Raw genomic sequence first — 19,010 nt, 5'->3', positions numbered from 1 at the left:
AGATCACACCACGTAGATACCCTTGATGGATGCCTCAACGTCTTGTCGATCGCAGTCCGGTGGTACCCGCCGATCAATTGGTCGCTCAAATGGTTCCACCCGCAATGTTCGACGACGTGAGCTTCGCGTCCTACATCCCGGATCCCAACGAGCCGAGTCAGGCAGCTGCCGTTGCCAAGACCGAGGAATTCTCCAAGCGTGTAGCCAAGATTCGGGCCGGCGGTCGTCGCGGATTGTTCGGCAAGAAGACTCAGGCCACGGGCGCCGGTCTGTACCTCGACGGCGGCTTCGGTGTCGGTAAGACGCACCTTCTCGCGTCGATCTTCCACAGCGTTCCGTCGCCCAAGGCTTTCGGCACGTTCGTCGAACTGACGCACGTGGTCGGCGCACTCGGCTTCAACAAGGCCGTCGAGGCATTTTCCGAGCACAGCGTTCTGTGCATCGACGAATTCGAGCTCGATGATCCGGGCGACACCATGCTGGTCTCTCGCCTGTTGTCCGAGCTGTCGACGCGCGGTGTGTCCATCGTTGCGACGTCCAACACACTCCCGGGTCAGCTCGGTGAGGGCCGCTTTGCTGCGCAGGACTTCATGCGCGAGATCAAGAAGCTCGGCTCGATCTTCGAGACCATTCGCGTCGACGGTCCTGACTACCGTCACCGCGATCTGCCGCCCGCTCCCGAGCCGATTTCCTCCGAAGAGTTGGTTGCGCGCGCCGAGTCCGTCGACGGCGCAACGCTCGACAACTTCGACGAGCTGTGCAAGCACCTCAGCACGTTGCACCCGTCGCGATACAACAAGTTGGTCGAGGGTGTTCGTGCTGTCTACATCGACGGCGTCCACCCCGCGACAGACCAGTCGGTTGCGCTTCGGTTCGTGGTTCTTGCCGACCGCCTGTACGACGCGAGCATTCCGGTGACAGTGTCCGGCGCTCGCCTGGACGAGATCTTCACCCCGGAGATGCTTGCCGGCGGTTACAAGAAGAAGTACCTGCGCGCCATGTCGCGTCTGCTTGCGTTGTCTCGTTTCGAGGTTGCCGCGACCTAGTTCACCGGTCGCTCCATCACAAAATCGTGATGGAGCTGGGTGCCCACGACAAAGGTCTTGGTCCCTACCCGTGTGAAGCCATGCTTTGCGTAGAACTTTTGCGCTCGCGCATTTTCCTGGTTCACTCCGAGCCAGATTCCCGCGCTGCCACTTTCGTGGGCGTGAGCGACCACCGCGGCCATCAATGATGCTGCGGCGCCGCTTCCGTGATTGCCGGGAAGCACGTACAGCTTGCTCAATTCTGTTGTCGGGCGGAGCGTGAGTGCTGCCCGCACGTCGGGATCGGACGGTTCGGCGTCGATGAGCATCGCGTAGCCGACTATGGCGTCGCTCGAGATCACTTTGAGAACCGTGCGCGTCGGGTCGGTCAGGTATTCGGAGAACTTGTCGACCGAGAGCACGTTGTCGATGAAGGCATTGATGTCGTCGTCGGATGCATCGGGCGGGCAGGCGAGCGGAAACGTCACCGCGGCCACGTCGGCGATTGCTTCGGAATCCCAGATTCCGGCCCGGTCAACGGTGATGCTCACGTCACTTCGTCCTTCCCTGCACGTGCAATGGTCGCTCAAGTACACCACTTGCCGTGTCAGTGACGGCTATCCGGCTTTCTCAGCCGCCAGGCTCTCGGCGCGTTTCGGGGCAAACGCTGGTGCAAGCGCAATCAGAATCACGCAGAACGCCAGCGGTATGAGGAACCCGATCCGCAGGTCGCTGAATGCGGCAACAGCTCCGACGATTCCGCCGCCGACAACGGTGCCTACATAGTTGAAGAGGTTGATGCGAGCGATGACGGTATCCACCTGATCGGGTGGCGCCATCCGACCGGCAGCGCTGAAGCAGATCGGGGCGATCACCGGAAGGCCAAGACCGACGATCAGGAACCCGGCGATCGCAATCGCAGGAGATTGCGCCGTCACGACAATCGTCATGCCGATCACGCCGATCACTGATCCCATGCGGACGACGGTAGTTTCACCGAACTTGCCCACCCAATAATCGCCGGTCAATCGCGCAACCAAAGCCGCGATTTGGTAGGCAGCCATCGACAGAGCGGCAGTGCTCGCGTCGGCAAACAGGACGTCTTCGAGGTACAGGGTCGACCAGTTGCCGATGCTGAAATCGACTGCGTAGAACAGTGCCATCGCGATGCCGAGCAGGACAAACGCTCGCATCGGGACCGTGAGCGTGACGGAGCCACCGGTATTCGTATCCGCGATGGTTGTTGCGCTTCGATCGAGCAATGACGGTCCGAATACCAGAAGCAGCAGGGCCACAATCACTCCCGCGACCACCTGGGTAACCCGCACCGAGATGTCGAGTCCTGCGGTTGCCGAGATGTAGAGCGCGCCGGCGATGGCCCCGACGCTCCAGGCTGCGTGGAACGAGCTGAGAATGAAGCGTCCCTTGGCGTGTTGGATCGAGACGGCCTGCATGTTTGCTGCCGCATCAACGATGCCGAGGCCGATTCCGTAGACAGCGAGGCAGACAAAAAAGAGTGCAGAGTTGGGGGCCAGTCCGGTGGCGCCGCCGAAGACCGCGATGACGGCCAGTCCTGTGCGGAGCGTGGTCTTGCTCGATGTTCGAACTGCGAGTCGCTCGGCGAGAACGCTGCCGAGGCCGGCGATCACTGACACCGACACAACCGCAACGACCAGCAACGACTCGCTGAGCGCAAACAAGTCCCGGTACGCGGGCAGTTGCGTCAGAATCGACGCGAGAAGAAAACCCTGGAGTCCGAAAGCCACGGAGGTGGCGATCCGAGCCTTCGTCAGGCTGCGGGTGTGATCCGTCATCGAATGTGGCCTTGTCTGTGGTTGGGCACTGCCCGCCGAACGCTACTTGATACTTGGTACTGGTCGAGTGTCCAACAAAGTCGCGTGTCGCGCAGCATTCTTTGATTAACTGACGGCTATGAGTGCACATCCAACAGCAATGTTTCCCCCCGAATTTGTGTGGGGAACCGCGACGGCTGCGTATCAAATCGAAGGCGCAGTGACCGAAGACGGTCGGGGGCCGTCGATTTGGGACGATTTCTGCACTCAACCCGGTGCTGTGGTGCGTGGCGAGACCGGTGAAGTTGCTGCTGATCACTACCACCGCTGGGAATCCGACGTCGCTCTCATGGCGCAGCTGGGACTTGACGCGTATCGCCTGTCGCTGTCGTGGTCGCGAATCCTCCCTACCGGATCAGGCGACGTGAACCAGAAGGGGCTCGATTTTTACGACCGCGTGATCGACAGGCTCTGCGAGTCCGGAATTACGCCCGCCGTCACGCTCTTTCACTGGGATCTGCCGTCAGCTCTGCAAGAGCAAGGGGGCTGGATGAATCGCGACACCGCGTATCGGTTGGGGGAGTACGCGCAGATTGTGGGCGAACGGTTTGCCGATCGTGTCGGCCTGTGGATGCCACTCAACGAGCCTGTTGTCCACACTCTGTACGGCCACGCCCTAGGAGTTCATGCCCCGGGACTTGCCTTGGGATTCGCCGCCTTCCAGGCCGCACATCACCAGCTCCTCGGGCATGGTCTGGCAGTCGACGCGCTGCGGTCGGCGGGCTGCTCGGGCATTGGCATCGCGTCCAATCACGCTCCGGTGCGCGCCGCAACGGATTCGGCGGAAGACGTGATGGCGGCAGACATCTACGACCACGTCGTCAACTGGATGTTCGCAGACCCGATACTGCTCGGAAAGTATCCGGCCGACGAATTTGCGCAGATCCTCACCGGACCGGTCGACGAGGATCTGACGATCATCAATGCGCCCCTCGACTGGTACGGCATCAACTACTACGAGCCGACGATGATCGCTGCCCCTGTCGAGGGACAGGGCACCGACGGTGTTCTCGAGATCGATCTACCGCCGGGACTTCCCTTTGCTCCGGTGGCGATAACCGGTTACCCCACAACCGATTTCGGATGGCCGATCGTTCCCGAAGGGCTTGGCGAGATCCTGCGAACATTCCAGTCGCGGTTCGGTGAGTCCCTGCCGCCGATCTACATCACCGAGAGCGGATGTTCGTTTCACGACACCTTGAACAGTTCGGGCGAGGTCAGTGACACTGCTCGAATCGAGTACCACGACGCACATCTACGGGCCCTGCGATCGGCCATGGACGACGGTGTCGACGTGCGCGGCTATTTTGTGTGGTCGCTGCTGGACAACTTCGAGTGGGCAGCCGGCTACCAGGAACGATTCGGCCTGGTCCACGTCGATTTCGACACCCAGAAACGCACCCCGAAGGCTTCGTTCGAGTGGTATCGCAGCTTGATTGCGGCTCAGAAGGCAGCGCGGGTTTAGCGTCCAGGTTTGCGTTCTGGCGCCTGGCCGCCTAGCCTCACTCACATGAAGCGCATTCTCGTAGTACACCGCCGTAGCGGGGTCTGAATCGGACCGACCCCCCGCTGCGGGTCGTCGTGCTACCAGTTGGTCCTCCACTTCATTCCAGGAAGACCACGACAATGACTTACAACTTCGCCTTCGCTTCTGATTCTTCTTATTCCTTTGCCGGCGATCCTTTTGCTGCGCGTCATGGAAAATCCCTGCCTGCCGGCCTGCGTGCCGAATGCGCTGAGATGTCGTGGAACGAATTCGAATCCACCTACGCGGCAATGAGTGGCCCGATCCGTCTCGGTGCATGGTCGAGCGAGAAGATCGCCCCCGGTCGTTGGACGTACGAAGCAACTCTCGGTCTGGGGGAGCGCATCGCGACGGCCTCCGCCACCGCAACCGGAGCAATTTCTGCAATGACGTCGATGCTGCACGACGCAGGAATCGCGCTGGAGATCCTGTCATTTCACCAGCACCAGATCGGCCACCGCACAGCCACCTTCATTTTCACGGAGTGCAATGGTCGTCGGAATTGGGCTATGGGCATCGGTGAGTCGGCAACAGAGTCATCACTTCGCGCGATGACGTCAGCAGCAAACCGTTTCTCGAACTGAAGCGTCGCCTTTACTGCTCGCTCACGCTGATACGGGAACCCTTGTCGGGATTCTGTATCAGCGCGAGTGGTGCAGCAAGTCTTAGTGCACAACGCAGAAAGCCGGAATCCCGTAAGGATTCCGGCTTTCTGCGTATTTCCGTGGTGCGCGATACTGGGATTGAACCAGTGACCTCTTCCGTGTCAGGGAAGCGCTCTCCCGCTGAGCTAATCGCGCGGGTCTGGAGATGAAAATGGAGCGGACGACGGGATTCGAACCCGCGACCCCAACCTTGGCAAGGTTGTGCGCTACCAGCTGCGCCACGTCCGCATGTGCATTGAACTCCATTGCCGGCGCTCAGTGCGTGTCTAACCTATCAGACCCGCAAGCGGGTCTTGACCATCAGGCCCGAGGGCCTGACGTGGTGCGCGATACTGGGATTGAACCAGTGACCTCTTCCGTGTCAGGGAAGCGCTCTCCCGCTGAGCTAATCGCGCGAGGTGGAGACGGGAATCGAACCCGTGTGCACGGCTTTGCAGGCCGTTGCCTCACCACTCGGCCACTCCACCGTAAAAGGTTGAGTTACACCTCTCGAGCGGACGACGGGATTCGAACCCGCGACCCCAACCTTGGCAAGGTTGTGCGCTACCAGCTGCGCCACGTCCGCATCGCACCGTGTTGCTTGGGGAGTTGGTTGCTCTCCTCGGTGCGTTGAAAACATTAGCCGACGGTGTCGGATTCATACAAATCACCAGCTCAGTAGGCGTTTCGGTAGTGGAATCGCTCAAAATTGCGATGTTATGGGCCGGTCGAGTGCGTTCGTGAAGTTCTTAAATGGGTGAAATTGGGCGTTCGGGGAGGAGAATGAATGCCAACCTGGTGATTCGTGTTCGGCGGGCGAGCGTGTTAATGTTCCAACTCGTTCGAGCGCATGCGTTCGAATAGTTCGTAAGGTCCCGTGGCTCAGTGGGAGAGCGTCCGCTTCACACGCGGAAGGTCGCTGGTTCGATCCCAGCCGGGACCACAAGTACAGACTGAAGGCGTTCCCGAGAGATCGGGGACGCCTTCAGTCGTTTCTGCGCCCGACGTGCCAATCCGGGCGCACTCGAGATTTCGGTAACCTGGGTCGCAAAGACGTGCTCTTCTATGGAAACAGGTGAGGGAAGTTGACTACCAAAAAGGTCGACCCTCCCGTCGACGACTCCGACCTGACGCTCTTTCGCGAAGCCGAGTCTCGTATCCACGAAGCTGAGTCCCGCTGGTCGAGGTGGCGCGCGCACATTGCCGCCCGCCCGAGCTTGAATCTCGCGTATCGAATCGCGGTTGGTTTTGTCGGTCTCGTCGTATTGGCGGCCGGTGTACTGGCCATCCCTTATCCCGGACCTGGCTGGCTTATCGTCTTTGCCGGCCTCGGAATCCTGGCGTCGGAGTTTGCCTGGGCGCATCGACTGCTGCATTTTGCCAAGGCACGGTACGACCGTTTCATGACGTGGTTCGGCAAACAGTCCCTGTTCGTCAAGGGAATCGGCGTTCTGTTCACCACAGTGGTCGTTGTTGCAACATTGTGGCTTCTGGGCACCTTCGGCCTGATCGGGACTTGGGTTGGCCTCGACTACTCCTGGCTCGAGTCGCCACTCTGAGGTGAAAGTGGCTTGTTAACTTCAGTCGGTTGACTCGTCGGGTCGGCAGGGTAGATAACATGATCGTGCACGTGCTCGCTGTGGGTGCGATGCACGTCTTACTTGCCGCAATACATTAGGAGCACATCGCCGTGACCAGTCCCGCGCCAGAGCACTCAGCCGCCCCACTTCGGGTGCCCGCGGGGACGACCGCCGGGACTGCAGTGCGTGAGGCCGGATATCCCTCGAAGGGACCGGACGTCATTGTCGTCGTTCGTGACAGCGAGGGAACGCTCAAGGATCTGTCGTGGACCCCGGAGGTCGACGTCGAGGTTGAGCCTGTAGCCGCGTCCACCGAGGACGGCCGCAGCGTGATCCGCCACTCGGCCGCGCACGTCTTGGCGCAGGCAGTGCAGAAGGAATTCCCCGACGCGAAGCTGGGTATCGGCCCGCCGATCACCGACGGTTTCTACTACGACTTTGCTGTCGATCGTCCTTTCACCCCGGAGGATCTGGCCAAGCTCGAAAAGCGGATGAAGCAGATCATCAAGGGATCGCAGCGATTCTCCCGCCGCCTGGTCGATTCCATCGAAGACGCTCGCGTCGAATTGGCAGACGAGCCGTTCAAGCTCGAGCTCATCAACGACAAGTCGGGCATCGACGATCCGGAGATCATGGAGGTCGGTGGCAACGAACTGACCATCTACGACAACCTTGATCCGCGGACCGGCGACACCATCTGGTCCGACCTGTGCCGTGGTCCCCACATCCCGACCACCAAGCACATCCCGGCCTTCAAGTTGACCCGAAGCTCCGCTGCCTACTGGCGAGGCAACCAGGACAATGCCGACCTGCAGCGCGTCTACGGCACCGCATGGGAATCCACCGAGGCTCAGGATGAGTACTTGGAGCTCTTGGCCGAGGCCGAGCGTCGCGATCACCGCAAGCTCGGTAGTGAACTCGACCTCTTCAGCTTCCCGGACGAGTTGGGCTCCGGTCTGCCGGTCTTCCATCCCAAGGGCGGAATCATCCGCACCGAGATGGAGAACTACTCGCGCAGCCGCCACATCGAGGCCGGCTACGAGTTCGTCAACACCCCGCACATCACCAAGGGGCATCTGTACGAGGTTTCGGGTCACCTCGACTGGTACCGCGACGGCATGTTCCCCGCGATGCACATCGACGCGGAACTGAACGAGGACGGCACCGTGCGCAAGCCGGGCCAGGATTACTACCTCAAGCCGATGAACTGCCCGATGCACAACCTGATCTTCCGTGCACGTGGTCGCTCGTACCGCGAATTGCCGTTGCGGCTCTTCGAATTCGGCTCCGTGTACCGCTACGAGAAGTCCGGCGTCGTCCACGGTCTGACACGCGTGCGCGGCATGACTCAGGATGATGCGCATATCTACTGCACCCGCGAGCAGATGCGCGACGAGCTCACCACCACGCTGCAGTTCGTGCTGAATTTGCTCAAGGATTACGGTCTCGACGATTTCTATCTGGAGCTCTCCACCAAGAACCCGGACAAGTTCGTCGGTAACGACGACGTCTGGGAAGAGGCGACCGCAACACTCGCCGAGGTCGGCGAAGCATCCGGTCTGACTTTGGTGCCGGACCCGGGTGGAGCCGCGTTCTACGGCCCCAAGATTTCCGTTCAGGTCAAGGACGCGCTCGGCCGCACGTGGCAGATGTCGACCATTCAGCTCGACTTCAACCTGCCTGAGCGCTTCGACCTCGAATACACCGGCAGTGACGGCGTCAAGACCCGGCCGGTCATGATCCACCGTGCGCTCTTCGGTTCGATCGAACGCTTCTTCGGTGTACTGACCGAGCATTACGCGGGTGCGTTCCCGGCGTGGCTCGCGCCGGTGCAGGTTGTCGGCATCCCGGTCGCCGAGGCGTTCGTCGATCATCTCTTCGACGTCACCAAGAAGCTCAAGGCGGCCGGCGTTCGAGCCGAGGTCGATTTCAGCGACGACCGGATGCAGAAGAAGATCCGCAACCACACCACGCAGAAGGTTCCGTTCATGTTGCTCGCCGGTGAGCGCGACGTCGAGGCAGGCGCCGTCAGCTTCCGCTTCCGTGATGGAACTCAGATCAACGGCATTCCCACCGACGACGCGGTTCGGATCATCACGGAGTGGATCGCTCGGCGCGAAAATGCCTCTCCGACTGCGGAACTGGTTCAGCCAAGCGTGGCGCCATGAGTATGCCCGGTAGCGACGGTCCAGGTTCGTTGATCGATCAGGGTGTCGGTGATCCAGACCATCTTCAGCGGATCTGGTCGCCCCACCGCATGTCGTACATCACGGAGGCGCCCAACACGCCCGGCACGACCGGTGAACCGTTCATCGACATTCCCAAGATGTCGGACGAAGAAGGGTTGATCGTCGCCCGCGGTGAGCATGTGTACGCGGTCCTGAACCTGTACCCGTACAACCCCGGCCATCTAATGGTGGTGCCGTACCGCAAGGTCGCGGCACTCGAGGACCTGACGCCCGAGGAAAGCGCCGAGTTGATGGCGTTCACGCAACGCGCGCTGCGGGTCATCAAGAGTGTGTCCAACCCGCACGGTTTCAACGTGGGTCTCAACCTCGGCGCTGCCGCGGGTGGATCGCTGTCCGAGCACCTTCACCAGCACGTGGTTCCACGTTGGGGTGGCGACGCCAACTTCATCACTGTCTTGGGTGGTGTGAAGGTGATGCCGCAGTTGTTGCGCGAGACCAGGGGATTACTCGCTCGTGCTTGGCAAGAGTGAGCGAACCGAGTTGATTCGACGGGTCCCGCTTCGGGACTCACGAGGTGGAGGTTTCCAGAGGTGTTGAGCTTCTTCGGACGCGCATCGGTGTCCAAGGTGACGGCACCGATGGGCCAAGCTCTGATCAAGACCGGATTGACGCCCGATGCGGTCACGATCATCGGCACGGTCGCGAGCATCGCCGGCGCCGTGACACTGTTCCCGTCCGGTCATCTGTTCTGGGGAACCATCCTCATCTGGTTCTTTGTCATGTTCGACATGCTGGACGGTGCGATGGCTCGCGCCCGTGGCGGCGGAACCCGCTATGGCGCGGTTCTCGACGCCACGTGTGACCGTGTTGCCGACGGTGCGATTTTTGCGGGCCTGGCCTGGTGGGCCGTCTACCACGAGAACAACAAGTGGCTCCTGGTGGCAACACTGATCTGTTTGGTTACCAGCCAGGTCATTTCTTACGCGAAGGCCAGAGCCGAGGCGAGCGGTCTGACGGCTGATGGCGGTTGGATCGAGCGTCCGGATCGTCTGGTCATCGTCTTGGTCGGTTCCGGCCTCACCGGCCTCGGATTGCCGTGGGCGATCCACATCGCCATGTGGGTTCTTGCCGCGGGCAGTATCGTGACTGTTTTCCAGCGTGTGCTTGCGGTGCGGAATTCGCCTGGTGCACGGGAGCTTCTACCGATCGCACCGGCTGCATCCGACACCGAAGGTGAGTCCGACAAGTGAGTGTTGCCGAGCGCGCTACCGATTTGGGTTACGCCGCCGGGTGGAGACTGGTTCGCAGTCTGCCGGAGTCCGTCGCGGTCAAGCTTTTTGACGCCGGCGCGGATTTTGCAGTGCGCAAAGGTGGTCCAGAACAACTGCGCAAGAACCTGGCCAGAGTTCTCGTAACGACGCCGGCTGAGGTTCCGGATCAGCTGATCAAGGAGTCGATGCGCTCGTACGCGAGGTATTGGCGTGAGGCGTTCCGATTGCCGTCGATGGATTTGGCGGTGACGGGCAAGGCACTGAGCGATCTGGTCGAGGGTCAGGAGTACCTCGAGAAGGCAATGGCAGACGGCAAGGGCGCTGTGTTGGCCTTGCCGCACAGCGGCAATTGGGACATGGCCGGCGTGTGGTGTGTTCAGCAGTGGGGTGGCTTGACCTCGGTTGCGGAGCGGCTGAAGCCGGAATCGCTGTACGAGCGTTTTGTGGAGTATCGCGAGAGCCTCGGCTTCGAGATCTTCCCGCTGAGCGGCGGGGAGCATCCACCGTTCGTTGAACTGTCGAAAGATCTGCACGAGAACAAAATTGTGTGCCTGCTAGGGGAGCGCGACCTAGCGAAAAAGGGCGTGCCGGTGACGTTCTTCGGCGAACCCACTCGCATGCCCGCCGGCCCCGCAAAGCTTGCCATCGACACCGGAGCGGCCTTGTTACCGGTGCACTGCTGGTTCACCGACGACGGTTGGGGATTCAAGATCGATCCGCCGATCGACGTGTCCGAAGGCGTCGGCCCGGCCACTCAGGCGCTAGCCGACCAGTTTGCGATCAACATCGCAGCGCACCCGGCGGATTGGCACATGCTTCAACCACTCTGGCGTTCCGACCTTTCCGAATCGCGGCTCGCCCGCATGGAGGGTGAATGAAAATCGGCATGATCTGCCCGTATTCGTTCGACGTACCCGGTGGGGTGCAAGCGCATGTGGTGGATCTGGCCGAGGTGTTGATCGAGCGCGGGCACAAGGTCAGTGTGTTGGCGCCGTCGTCGGATGACGACGAACTGCCCGAGTTCGTCGTCTCGGCAGGCAAAGCCGTCGCGATTCCGTACAACGGTTCCGTCGCGCGGTTGTCCTTCGGGCCTACCGCGAATGCGCGTTTGCGTAAGTTCATCGCCGAAGGTGACTTCGACGTTCTGCACATTCACGAGCCGAACGCGCCCAGTCTGTCGATGCTTGCGTTGCGCATTGCGGAGGGGCCGATTGTCGCGACGTTCCATACGTCGACCACGAAGTCGTTGGTACTGAGCACTTTCCAAGGCGTATTAGCTCCCTACCTCGAAAAGATCAGTGGCCGCATCGCTGTCTCGGAGTTGGCCCGTCGGTGGCAGGTCGAGTCCCTGGGATCCGACGCCGTCGAGATCCCGAACGGCGTCGACGTTGCTGCGTTTGCGGGGGCGGAACTTCTACCCGGCTATCCGCGCGAAGGTGGAACCATTTTGTTCCTCGGTCGCTACGACGAACCGCGCAAGGGGATGGCGGTGCTGTTGGGTGCATTGCCCGCGCTGGTCGAGCGTCATCCGAACCTCGAGGTCATTGTCGTCGGGCGCGGCGACGAGGACAAGCTTCGTAAGGAAGCCGGTCGGTACTCCCGCCACTTGCGTCTGCTCGGTCAGGTCAGTGACGAGGAGAAAGCGTCGGCGTTGCGGAGTGCCGACGTGTACTGCGCACCCAACCTCGGTGGGGAGAGCTTCGGGATCGTGCTGGTGGAGGCGATGGCAGCGGGGACCGCAGTCGTGGCCAGTGAACTCGACGCCTTCCGCCGGGTGCTTCGCGACGGACAGGCCGGATTGTTGGTTCCGATCGGGGATTCCGACGCACTTGCCGTGGCTATCGATTCGGTTCTCGGTGATCCTGACCGTCGTAGAGCTTTGGTCAATACTGCGACCGCGGTGGTTGCCGAATACGACTGGCCTGTTGTGGCCGAACAGATCCTGCGGGTCTACGAGACCGTGACCGTGGGCGGCGCCGGCGTGCATGTGGTGGGATCGTGACTTTTTCTGCACTGACAATTTTTGTCCTCGGGCTCATCGCTGCGGTTGTTCTGGTCATCGGGCTCTGGGCGTACGCAACGGCAAACCGGTTGGACCGCTTGCACGTCCGGTCCGATCAGTCGTGGCTGGCGCTCGATGCGGCGTTGTCGCGTCGGGCCGCTGTGGTTCGCGCTGCGGCGGTCGACATGAGTGCCGAGGACGCTCGACGGTTCGTGAAGCTGGCGGATGCTGCCGAACGTGCCGATCGGCAGGACCGTGAGCTGGCGGAGAACCGACTCTCCAATGCGCTTGCCGCATATGGAACGACGTCGCTGCGGCCGCAGTTGGTTGCGGAGCTGGCTGACGCGGAGGCTCGGGTACTGATCGCTCGGCGGTTCCACAACGACGCTGTCCGTGACACCCTCGCGTTGCGAACCCGTAGGTTGGTCCGCTGGCTTCACCTGGGTGGAACCGCGCCGCTGCCACAGTATTTCGAGATCACCGAACGGACCACCGCGGCCGCAGTTCCCGAGGGCATCACCGTGGATACGGCTCGGACGTCCGCACGAGTGGTGCTGCTCGATCGACAAAACCGCGTGCTGCTTCTGCGCGGACATGATCCGAAGATCCCGGACCGTCAGTTCTGGTTCACCGTCGGCGGGGGAATCGAGCGTGGCGAACAAATTCGGGCCGCTGCAGTTCGTGAGGTCGCCGAGGAAACAGGGTTGACGATCGCGCCGGAAGACCTCCGTGGACCGCTGTGGCGCCGCGTCGCGATCTTCCCGTTCGACGGCGAATTGATCCGCTCGGAGGAATTGTTCTTCACCACTCGTACCTCTGGCTTCACTCCGGTGTTCAAGGGCCACACCGAATTGGAACAACGTGCGATTTCCGGCTACCGGTGGTGCAGCGCTGACGTCATTCGTGAACTGACAAGGGCTGGGGAGCCGGTGTATCCGCTCGATTTGGCAAACCTGCTGGCAGAAGCTGCCACCGTCGCTGATGGCACCGAAGATCCGGAAGTACGCTCGATCCGCTGATCGTATTTAAGGCCAGCAATGGCAAATTGGCTACGGAATCAAAGGCCGGTTCGTTCTACAGTTCTGGGGTTCGATCATCACGCCACTATTGCAGGAGTTTGCTGTGAGCACCCCCGATTCCGCCCCCACCACTGCCGTTGGCACCGCACGCGTCAAGCGCGGTATGGCCGAGATGCTCAAGGGTGGTGTGATCATGGACGTGGTCACCGCCGAGCAGGCCAAGATCGCCGAAGACGCCGGCGCTGTAGCTGTCATGGCACTCGAGCGCGTCCCCGCAGACATTCGCGCCCAGGGCGGCGTCTCGCGTATGAGCGATCCGGACATGATCGACAGCATCATCTCCACCGTCAGCATCCCCGTCATGGCGAAGGCGCGTATCGGCCACTTCGTCGAAGCGCAGATCCTGCAGAGCCTCGGCGTCGACTACATCGACGAGTCCGAAGTTCTCACCCCGGCCGACTACGCCAACCACATCGACAAGTGGAAGTTCACGGCTCCTTTCGTTTGTGGTGCTACCAACCTCGGTGAAGCACTGCGTCGTATCAACGAAGGTGCGGCCATGATCCGCTCCAAGGGTGAAGCCGGCACCGGAGACGTCTCCAACGCCACCACCCACATGCGCACCATCCGCGCGGAGATCCGTCGTCTCACCTCGCTCAGCGAGGACGAGCTGTACGTCGCGGCAAAGGAATTGCAGGCTCCGTACGAGCTCGTCGTCGAGGTTGCCAAGGCCGGCAAGCTTCCCGTCACCATGTTCACCGCCGGTGGCATCGCCACGCCGGCCGACGCCGCGATGATGATGCAGCTCGGCGCCGAGGGCGTGTTTGTCGGATCGGGCATCTTCAAGTCCGGTAACCCGCAGCAGCGTGCCGAGGCCATCGTCAAGGCCACGACGTTCTTCGACGACCCGGACGTGCTGGCCAAGGTTTCTCGCGGTCTGGGCGAAGCAATGGTCGGCATCAACGTCGACGACCTGCCCGTCGGACATCGTCTCGCCGAGCGCGGTTGGTGATTTTTTCCAGGGCGGTAATCTGACTTGGTGCCTGATCGTCAATCCCTTGCGGCTCTACTCCCGTTGGGATTGGCGATGGCGTTGGTCGGTGCCTCGTTCGGAGCGGTTGCGGTAGCGGCGGGGGTGTCGTTGCCGCAGGTTATTGCTCTGTCGGGCATCGTCTACGCGGGCGGAGCTCAGTTTCTCGTGGTGGCGGCGGTGGTTGCAGGTGCAGCCCCCGCCGCTGTCGTTTTTGGTGGGCTGCTTCTCAACGCGCGTCACCTGCCGTACGGATTGGTGCTTGCCGACGTTCTGCGGGGGAATTGGCGCTCACGCATCTTCGGCGCGCACCTGATGACCGACGAAGCCACGGCTTTCACCACAGCGGAGCTTGCGTCGCACGGTGACGTGGCTCGTGCCCGCAAGACGTTCTTCGCTGCGGGAATCACGCTGTTTCTTGCGTGGAATATCGGTACCGCGATAGGCGCAGTCGGCGGCAATCTTCTGGGCGATCCCAACGCGCTCGGTATCGACGCGGCATTTCCGGCAGCACTGCTGGCGCTCACCGCCGGAGCGTGGCGAGACCGGCTCGACCGCCGGGTTGCGTTGCTGGGGGCGGCCATTGCGGTGGTTCTGACGCCTGTGTTGCCTGCCGGTCTCGGCGTCATCGCCGGCTTGCTCGGTTTGATCGCTGCGGGCCGTAACCGATGAGTTGGTGGATCATCGGCCTGATTGCCTTGGGAACCTTTGGCTTTCGTATTTCCGGGCCAGTGTTGCGGGATCGAATTCATCTCAGTCCGCGGGCGGTACGCATGCTCGGGTTGGGCGCAACCGCACTGTTGGTATCGCTGGCCGCTACGCAGACCGTGTACTCCGGTGACGGTTTTGCCGGGTGGGCGCGGGTGCTCGGTGTTGCTGTCGCAGGCGTACTGATTTGGCGCCGTGCACCATTCGTGGTGATTGTGGTGGGCGCAGCTGCGACGACGGCGGTGCTGAGGGTAGTGGGGGTGGCCTGAATCAGAGGTCGGCTGTCGGGCTATTTTCAGGCCGGCTTACTCGGACGCTGAATCGGAGTCGTCGGTGTCCGAGGTAGAGATGGTCTCCTCGTGATCGAACGATCCTTCCGGCCGGTCGACGGGTCCGCCGCCAGGCTCGTTCGAACCGGTATCGCGAGAGCCAGGTTCGCCTCGCTCGGATTGAGGTTCCTCGGAGAGATGCTCACCGGGTGCATTATTTGTCATGACCGTCCTCTCGACTTCGTGATCGAACTCCGGAACGATCACATCGGAGTGCATATAAGGCGACAAGTCCTCGCTATCCAGTCAACGCGGGCACAATATCGAAGTCAACGCCTCGAAGTCTGGATCACTGCAGGACCTTCTCGCGAAGTTCATCGTCGAGAGATGCCCGGATCAACGCTGCTGCGAGGCGTGCGGTCTCGTTGTTGCCGACTAGAGAGGCAAGTTTGTCGGCGCCGACCGGTCCGATGCCACTGAATTTTTCCAACAGCGATTTGGGACTCCCGCGATGTCGTAGTTGCCATGGGATTGGGTACCGTTCGCACTGTCAGTGGTTGCGGAGCGAATCGATCAGTTCGCTCTTCTTCATCGAGGAGTAGCCGGACAGCCCGATTTCCTTGGCGCGCTTTTTCAGTTCCGTCACCGTGCGGTCCTCGTAGTTCTCTGCCTCACCGCCCTTTCTGCCGACGTTTCCACGCCCGCGACTGGCAGCGGCGTTCGATATTCGTGCGGCTTTCTCCTTGGATTCGCCCTTGTCGCGCAGGTCCTCGTACAGTTCCTGGTCTTTGAGATGGGGATCGGATCCCTTGCGAGGCATGGCGGTGCTCCTCCTACCGAGTTGGGATGTGTTCGCTTTCGGTGTACCCGTCGCCAGGTGTGAAAAACCACCGATTGGTGCCATTACGACACGCTTTCGGAGTGATGATTGTTGTTGCTGTTCAGGGGAATACGAAACCATGGTCGCCGACAATCGAGCACCGAGAGCAATCGGGGCACAGGAGTTTGTACCGGACAGTCGTAGTATTTTCTACGCTGAGAGCGGCGTCAGCCGACTGTCGTGGGTGTCAGTTTTCCATGCGGCGCAGCAGACTGTCCTCGGACAAGGAAGGCGTTCTGCGACGGTCATGCTGGTCGGTGAACAGCCCGGGGGCCAGGAGGACCGTGCGGGCAAGCCCTTTGTCGGTGCGGCAGGCAAAATCTTGCACCAGGCGCTCGATTCCGCGCAGATCGAGATGGATACGGTCTACATCACCAACGCCGCACATCGCCAGGAGGAACTGCATCTTGGTGATGACATTCCGGTTTCGTGCGACCCGACCGTGTTTGCGACGATTCATCCCTCCGCGATACTTCGTGGACCGCGGGAGCAACGTCGCAGTGTTTTCGACGCCTTCGTGCGTGACTGCGAGGTAGCCGTGGCGCCCTAGGATCGCAGTCATTGCGGCGCCGACGTTGCCCAGGATGGACGCCATACCGCTTCCGGGAGCGGTGTCAGGTTTCCGAAGTGCTTGATGATTGCCGCTAGTGAAGGGTGTGGATTCGCGGTGCGGAGAATGAGCGAAAGCGGATATGCGAGAGTTGGATTCACGATCGGAATGCGGCGCAGGTCGTAGTTAGTCGGCCAGATGTAGCGGTCGCGCGCACCGACGAGAGTGGCCACGTCCGCGGAGTCCGCGAGGGTCTCGAGAAGGACTTCGTCGCCGAAGTGCGGGCCGGTGGCGTCGATGCGTAAGTCGAATTCGGTGGCGAGCTGATCGTAGAACTCTCCCCATTCGGCGCGGGGCGCGATACCCGGTACCCAGATCCGGTGCCTGCGCAGCTGAGGTGGCGTCAGTGTTCGCGAGGAGGCAAGTGGATGTCGTGGTCCGACAAGGAGTTCCAATGGGGAATCGAAAGCGTGAATCGTGCGCACGTCGCGCGGCAACATCGTCGGATCTGTCACGGTGCGAAACGTGGCGTCGATCTCGCCCGCTTCGACGGCGGCGACGGCTACGCGCGGGTCGTTGACTCTGAGAGTCACTACGTCGAGATTGATTTCGGGATGTGACCGCCAATAGTCGTGCAGAATAACGGCCTGCGCGCTACGCAGGCCGAGAACGTCGATTCGAAGTGCCCGCGAACCTGGTCGGACCGCAGTGATGGCACGCTCGACTCCCGTGACGATGTTCCGCGCATGCGGGAGAAATGCTTGTCCGTCGAGTGTCAGCTCGACTCCGCGGGCGGTACGGGTGAACAACCGAACTTCCAGCTCGCGTTCCAGGGCGGCGATACGCTTCGAGACGGCTTGTTGTGTCACACCCAGCTCGTTGGCTGCATGTTGCAGCTGTCCGAGCTCTGCTGCCCGTACGAATGATCGCACTGCTTCGGTATCCATTCACCCAGCCTATTCATGCACAACTGATCGTTGTGGCTCGCCGACTGTCGGTTGTTTGATCGTGCGTCGGTACAGCTGGTGTGATTCATGCCGACGTCGGCGTTGCAAAGGGGAGTTGTATGCGGGTGGACTTGGGGCGCAGTTTCGGCTGGCTGTGGACGGCCTACGCCATCAGCACCTACGGCACGTGGCTTGCCTTCGGAGCGTTCGCCCTCATTGCTGTGCAAGTGCTGCACTCATCGGCATTTGCAGTCGCGCTCCTGGGATCGGCGGGACTTGCCGTTGCCGCGATCGTTGCGTTCCCGCTCGGGCCGTGGGTCGAGCGCAGGGCAAAACGGCCGGTGATGATCGCGACGGACCTGGCCCGATTCTTCGCAATGGCGAGTATTCCGATCGCGTATTTCTTCGACATCCTGACCTATGGGCAACTGCTGGTTGTCTCGGTTGTCTCCGGAACCGCAGGTATCGTCTTCTCTGCCGCTTCCGGCGCATATCTGAAACATGTCGTCCGCAGCGATCACCTCCTTGTCGCAAACGGAAGATTTGAAAGCACGAGTTGGGTGGCAACCGCGGCGGGTCCGCCCCTTGGCGGCGCGCTCATCGGACTGCTCGGTCCAGTCGTCACAGTCGCGGCCGACGCCTTCAGCTTTCTGCTGTCCGCTCTCGGGGTTCTCCGCATTCGTGGCGACGACATCGAGGCGCCTAGTGGCGCGCCCACCAGAGCGCGCGCCACCGAGCTGATGAACGGCTGGCGGTACATTCACGCCGACCGCGTCCTACAACGTCTGTTTCTCAATTCCGTGATAGTCAGTGGCCTGATCATGGCAACCAGCCCCCTCCTGGCCGTCCTCCTTCTCGGTCAATACCATTTCCCCGCTTGGCAATACGGTCTTGCGTTCGGCATCCCAGCACTCGGGGGTTTCGCGGGTGCCCGCCTTTCCGCGCCACTCGTCGCTCGGTACGGGCGCCACCGCGTTATGATCGTCTCCGGTTGGCTGCGCTCGATCTTCCCGCTCGGCCTCGCGTTCACCCAACCCGGCGTCGCCGGACTTATCACGGTGATTGTCGTTGAGGGCCTGTTGATCACGTGTATGGGCATCTTCAATCCCATTAATGCGACCGAACGCTTGCAGCGCACTTCTGCCGATCACGCCGCGCAGGTCCTCACCACATGGAGCGTCAGCAGCAAACTCGCCCAGGCGACGCTCATGTTGGTGTGGGGCGTGCTCGCGACACTCACCAGTCCGCTGGCCGGGATCACGACGGCAGGCGTTCTCCTACTTGCCACCCCGCTCCTGCTGCCCACACGGGCGCATATGACCGCGCCCGAGGCTGGAGTGTCGGATAAAAGGCGTCCGGGCAGGATGACTCACGCAAACGTGGCGTCCAGATCTAGAACAATATTTCAGGTCTATGCAAATGCGCGATGCGCTGGTCGGTCAGAACATGATGTATCACCGGCATCCGAATCAGCATATTATCTGTATATTTCGTGATCCGGCGGCGATGGACATCTAC

Annotated in this window: 21 protein-coding genes and 6 tRNA genes; 16 read left to right on the top strand and 11 right to left on the bottom strand. The window is 61.3% G+C overall.

Annotated features, from left to right (window positions below; genetic code table 11):
- The first annotated feature begins 29 nt into the window (after positions 1 to 29).
- Entirely contained in the window at positions 30 to 1,046 is a 1,017-nt protein-coding gene (gene zapE, locus EEB13_RS17410; protein WP_033234718.1) for a cell division protein ZapE, read from the top strand.
- Here zapE and EEB13_RS17405 read toward each other — a convergent pair.
- Positions 1,043 to 1,576, bottom strand: a complete 534-nt coding sequence (locus tag EEB13_RS17405; RefSeq protein ID WP_092808381.1) for a GNAT family N-acetyltransferase — start codon at positions 1,574 to 1,576, stop codon at positions 1,043 to 1,045. The two genes, zapE and EEB13_RS17405, sit on opposite strands and share 4 nt — an antisense overlap.
- Positions 1,577 to 1,642: 66 nt before the next feature.
- Positions 1,643 to 2,839, bottom strand: a complete 1,197-nt coding sequence (locus EEB13_RS17400; RefSeq protein ID WP_141485922.1) for an MFS transporter — start codon at positions 2,837 to 2,839, stop codon at positions 1,643 to 1,645.
- A 118-nt stretch (positions 2,840 to 2,957) separates the two neighbouring features.
- Here EEB13_RS17400 and EEB13_RS17395 point away from each other — a divergent pair, with 118 nt between their 5' ends.
- Together EEB13_RS17395 and EEB13_RS17390 are read left to right on the top strand one after the other, a co-directional pair.
- Positions 2,958 to 4,343, top strand: a complete 1,386-nt coding sequence (locus EEB13_RS17395; protein ID WP_141485921.1) for a GH1 family beta-glucosidase — start codon at positions 2,958 to 2,960, stop codon at positions 4,341 to 4,343.
- Positions 4,344 to 4,504: 161 nt separating this feature from the next.
- Positions 4,505 to 4,987: an alpha-isopropylmalate synthase regulatory domain-containing protein gene (locus tag EEB13_RS17390; RefSeq protein WP_092808378.1), complete on the top strand. Its 483-nt coding sequence runs from the start codon at positions 4,505 to 4,507 to the stop codon at positions 4,985 to 4,987.
- A gap of 141 nt (positions 4,988 to 5,128) precedes the next feature.
- Here the strand turns inward: EEB13_RS17390 and EEB13_RS17385 are convergent.
- The 5 genes from EEB13_RS17385 to EEB13_RS17365 form a co-directional block, all read right to left on the bottom strand.
- Positions 5,129 to 5,203, bottom strand: a tRNA-Val gene (locus EEB13_RS17385).
- A gap of 17 nt (positions 5,204 to 5,220) precedes the next feature.
- Positions 5,221 to 5,296 (bottom strand) — tRNA-Gly (locus tag EEB13_RS17380).
- 92 nt (positions 5,297 to 5,388) lie between these two features.
- Positions 5,389 to 5,463: transfer RNA gene (locus EEB13_RS17375), tRNA-Val, on the bottom strand.
- Between the two features lies 1 nt (position 5,464).
- A tRNA-Cys gene (locus EEB13_RS17370) sits at positions 5,465 to 5,535 on the bottom strand.
- Between the two features lie 25 nt (positions 5,536 to 5,560).
- Positions 5,561 to 5,633 (bottom strand) — tRNA-Gly (locus EEB13_RS17365).
- Positions 5,634 to 5,918: 285 nt separating this feature from the next.
- On the opposite strand from EEB13_RS17365, the gene EEB13_RS17360 reads away from it, so the two are divergent.
- From EEB13_RS17360 to EEB13_RS17310, 11 genes are all read left to right on the top strand, one after another.
- Positions 5,919 to 5,990 (top strand) — tRNA-Val (locus tag EEB13_RS17360).
- A 214-nt stretch (positions 5,991 to 6,204) separates the two neighbouring features.
- A complete protein-coding gene (locus tag EEB13_RS17355) occupies positions 6,205 to 6,606 on the top strand; it encodes a TIGR02611 family protein (protein WP_165826376.1) in 402 nt (133 codons plus the stop codon).
- Positions 6,607 to 6,737: 131 nt separating this feature from the next.
- On the top strand, positions 6,738 to 8,795 hold the full coding sequence (thrS, locus tag EEB13_RS17350) for a threonine--tRNA ligase (RefSeq protein WP_141485920.1): 2,058 nt from the start codon (positions 6,738 to 6,740) through the stop codon (positions 8,793 to 8,795).
- Complete coding sequence (locus tag EEB13_RS17345) at positions 8,792 to 9,346, top strand: HIT family protein (RefSeq protein ID WP_080711748.1); 555 nt, start codon at positions 8,792 to 8,794, stop codon at positions 9,344 to 9,346. The genes thrS and EEB13_RS17345 overlap by 4 nt, the downstream gene beginning before the upstream one ends.
- Positions 9,347 to 9,406: 60 nt before the next feature.
- Positions 9,407 to 10,066, top strand: coding sequence for a phosphatidylinositol phosphate synthase (gene pgsA / locus EEB13_RS17340; protein ID WP_141485919.1), 660 nt, complete (start codon positions 9,407 to 9,409; stop codon positions 10,064 to 10,066).
- Positions 10,063 to 10,965: a phosphatidylinositol mannoside acyltransferase gene (locus EEB13_RS17335; RefSeq protein WP_141485918.1), complete on the top strand. Its 903-nt coding sequence runs from the start codon at positions 10,063 to 10,065 to the stop codon at positions 10,963 to 10,965. Before pgsA ends, EEB13_RS17335 begins: the two co-directional genes overlap by 4 nt.
- Positions 10,962 to 12,089, top strand: coding sequence for a glycosyltransferase family 4 protein (locus EEB13_RS17330; protein WP_045067477.1), 1,128 nt, complete (start codon positions 10,962 to 10,964; stop codon positions 12,087 to 12,089). Before EEB13_RS17335 ends, EEB13_RS17330 begins: the two co-directional genes overlap by 4 nt.
- On the top strand, positions 12,086 to 13,108 hold the full coding sequence (locus EEB13_RS17325; RefSeq protein WP_141485917.1) for an NUDIX hydrolase: 1,023 nt from the start codon (positions 12,086 to 12,088) through the stop codon (positions 13,106 to 13,108). The genes EEB13_RS17330 and EEB13_RS17325 overlap by 4 nt, the downstream gene beginning before the upstream one ends.
- Before the next feature lie 103 nt (positions 13,109 to 13,211).
- Positions 13,212 to 14,120, top strand: coding sequence for a pyridoxal 5'-phosphate synthase lyase subunit PdxS (pdxS, locus tag EEB13_RS17320; RefSeq protein WP_033234706.1), 909 nt, complete (start codon positions 13,212 to 13,214; stop codon positions 14,118 to 14,120).
- Positions 14,121 to 14,147: 27 nt separating this feature from the next.
- On the top strand, positions 14,148 to 14,810 hold the full coding sequence (locus EEB13_RS17315) for an AzlC family ABC transporter permease (RefSeq protein ID WP_261984581.1): 663 nt from the start codon (positions 14,148 to 14,150) through the stop codon (positions 14,808 to 14,810).
- The gene (locus EEB13_RS17310) at positions 14,807 to 15,115 is read left to right on the top strand and encodes an AzlD domain-containing protein (RefSeq protein WP_141485916.1); all 309 of its coding nucleotides are present in this window, start codon (positions 14,807 to 14,809) and stop codon (positions 15,113 to 15,115) included. Before EEB13_RS17315 ends, EEB13_RS17310 begins: the two co-directional genes overlap by 4 nt.
- Positions 15,116 to 15,151: 36 nt before the next feature.
- On the opposite strand, the gene EEB13_RS17305 is transcribed toward EEB13_RS17310, so the two are convergent.
- From EEB13_RS17305 to EEB13_RS17300, 3 genes are all read right to left on the bottom strand, one after another.
- Positions 15,152 to 15,340 carry a hypothetical protein gene (locus EEB13_RS17305; RefSeq protein WP_045067969.1) on the bottom strand — a complete coding sequence of 63 codons (189 nt, stop codon included), beginning with the start codon at positions 15,338 to 15,340 and terminating at the stop codon, positions 15,152 to 15,154.
- 124 nt (positions 15,341 to 15,464) lie between these two features.
- A complete protein-coding gene (locus tag EEB13_RS31575; protein ID WP_172935384.1) occupies positions 15,465 to 15,605 on the bottom strand; it encodes a hypothetical protein in 141 nt (46 codons plus the stop codon).
- A 60-nt stretch (positions 15,606 to 15,665) separates the two neighbouring features.
- Complete coding sequence (locus tag EEB13_RS17300) at positions 15,666 to 15,935, bottom strand: Rho termination factor N-terminal domain-containing protein (RefSeq protein WP_045067483.1); 270 nt, start codon at positions 15,933 to 15,935, stop codon at positions 15,666 to 15,668.
- Between the two features lie 244 nt (positions 15,936 to 16,179).
- Between EEB13_RS17300 and EEB13_RS17295 the strand changes: the two genes are divergently transcribed.
- Positions 16,180 to 16,545 (top strand): uracil-DNA glycosylase family protein, encoded by a 366-nt coding sequence (locus EEB13_RS17295; RefSeq protein WP_261984580.1) that lies wholly within the window; start codon positions 16,180 to 16,182, stop codon positions 16,543 to 16,545.
- An 8-nt stretch (positions 16,546 to 16,553) separates the two neighbouring features.
- Here EEB13_RS17295 and EEB13_RS17290 read toward each other — a convergent pair whose 3' ends face one another.
- Positions 16,554 to 17,492, bottom strand: a complete 939-nt coding sequence (locus tag EEB13_RS17290) for a LysR family transcriptional regulator (RefSeq protein ID WP_141485915.1) — start codon at positions 17,490 to 17,492, stop codon at positions 16,554 to 16,556.
- Between the two features lie 119 nt (positions 17,493 to 17,611).
- Between EEB13_RS17290 and EEB13_RS17285 the strand changes: the two genes are divergently transcribed.
- Positions 17,612 to 18,988, top strand: a complete 1,377-nt coding sequence (locus EEB13_RS17285) for an MFS transporter (RefSeq protein WP_141485914.1) — start codon at positions 17,612 to 17,614, stop codon at positions 18,986 to 18,988.
- Positions 18,989 to 19,010: the final 22 nt, after the last annotated feature.

The sequence above is a fragment of the Rhodococcus sp. WS3 genome, from assembly GCF_003797085.1.
Taxonomy (GTDB): Bacteria; Actinomycetota; Actinomycetes; order Mycobacteriales; family Mycobacteriaceae; genus Rhodococcus_F; species Rhodococcus_F globerula.
Note: the sequence above shows the minus strand (reverse complement) of the source record. Positions and strands in the feature narration are given on the sequence as shown.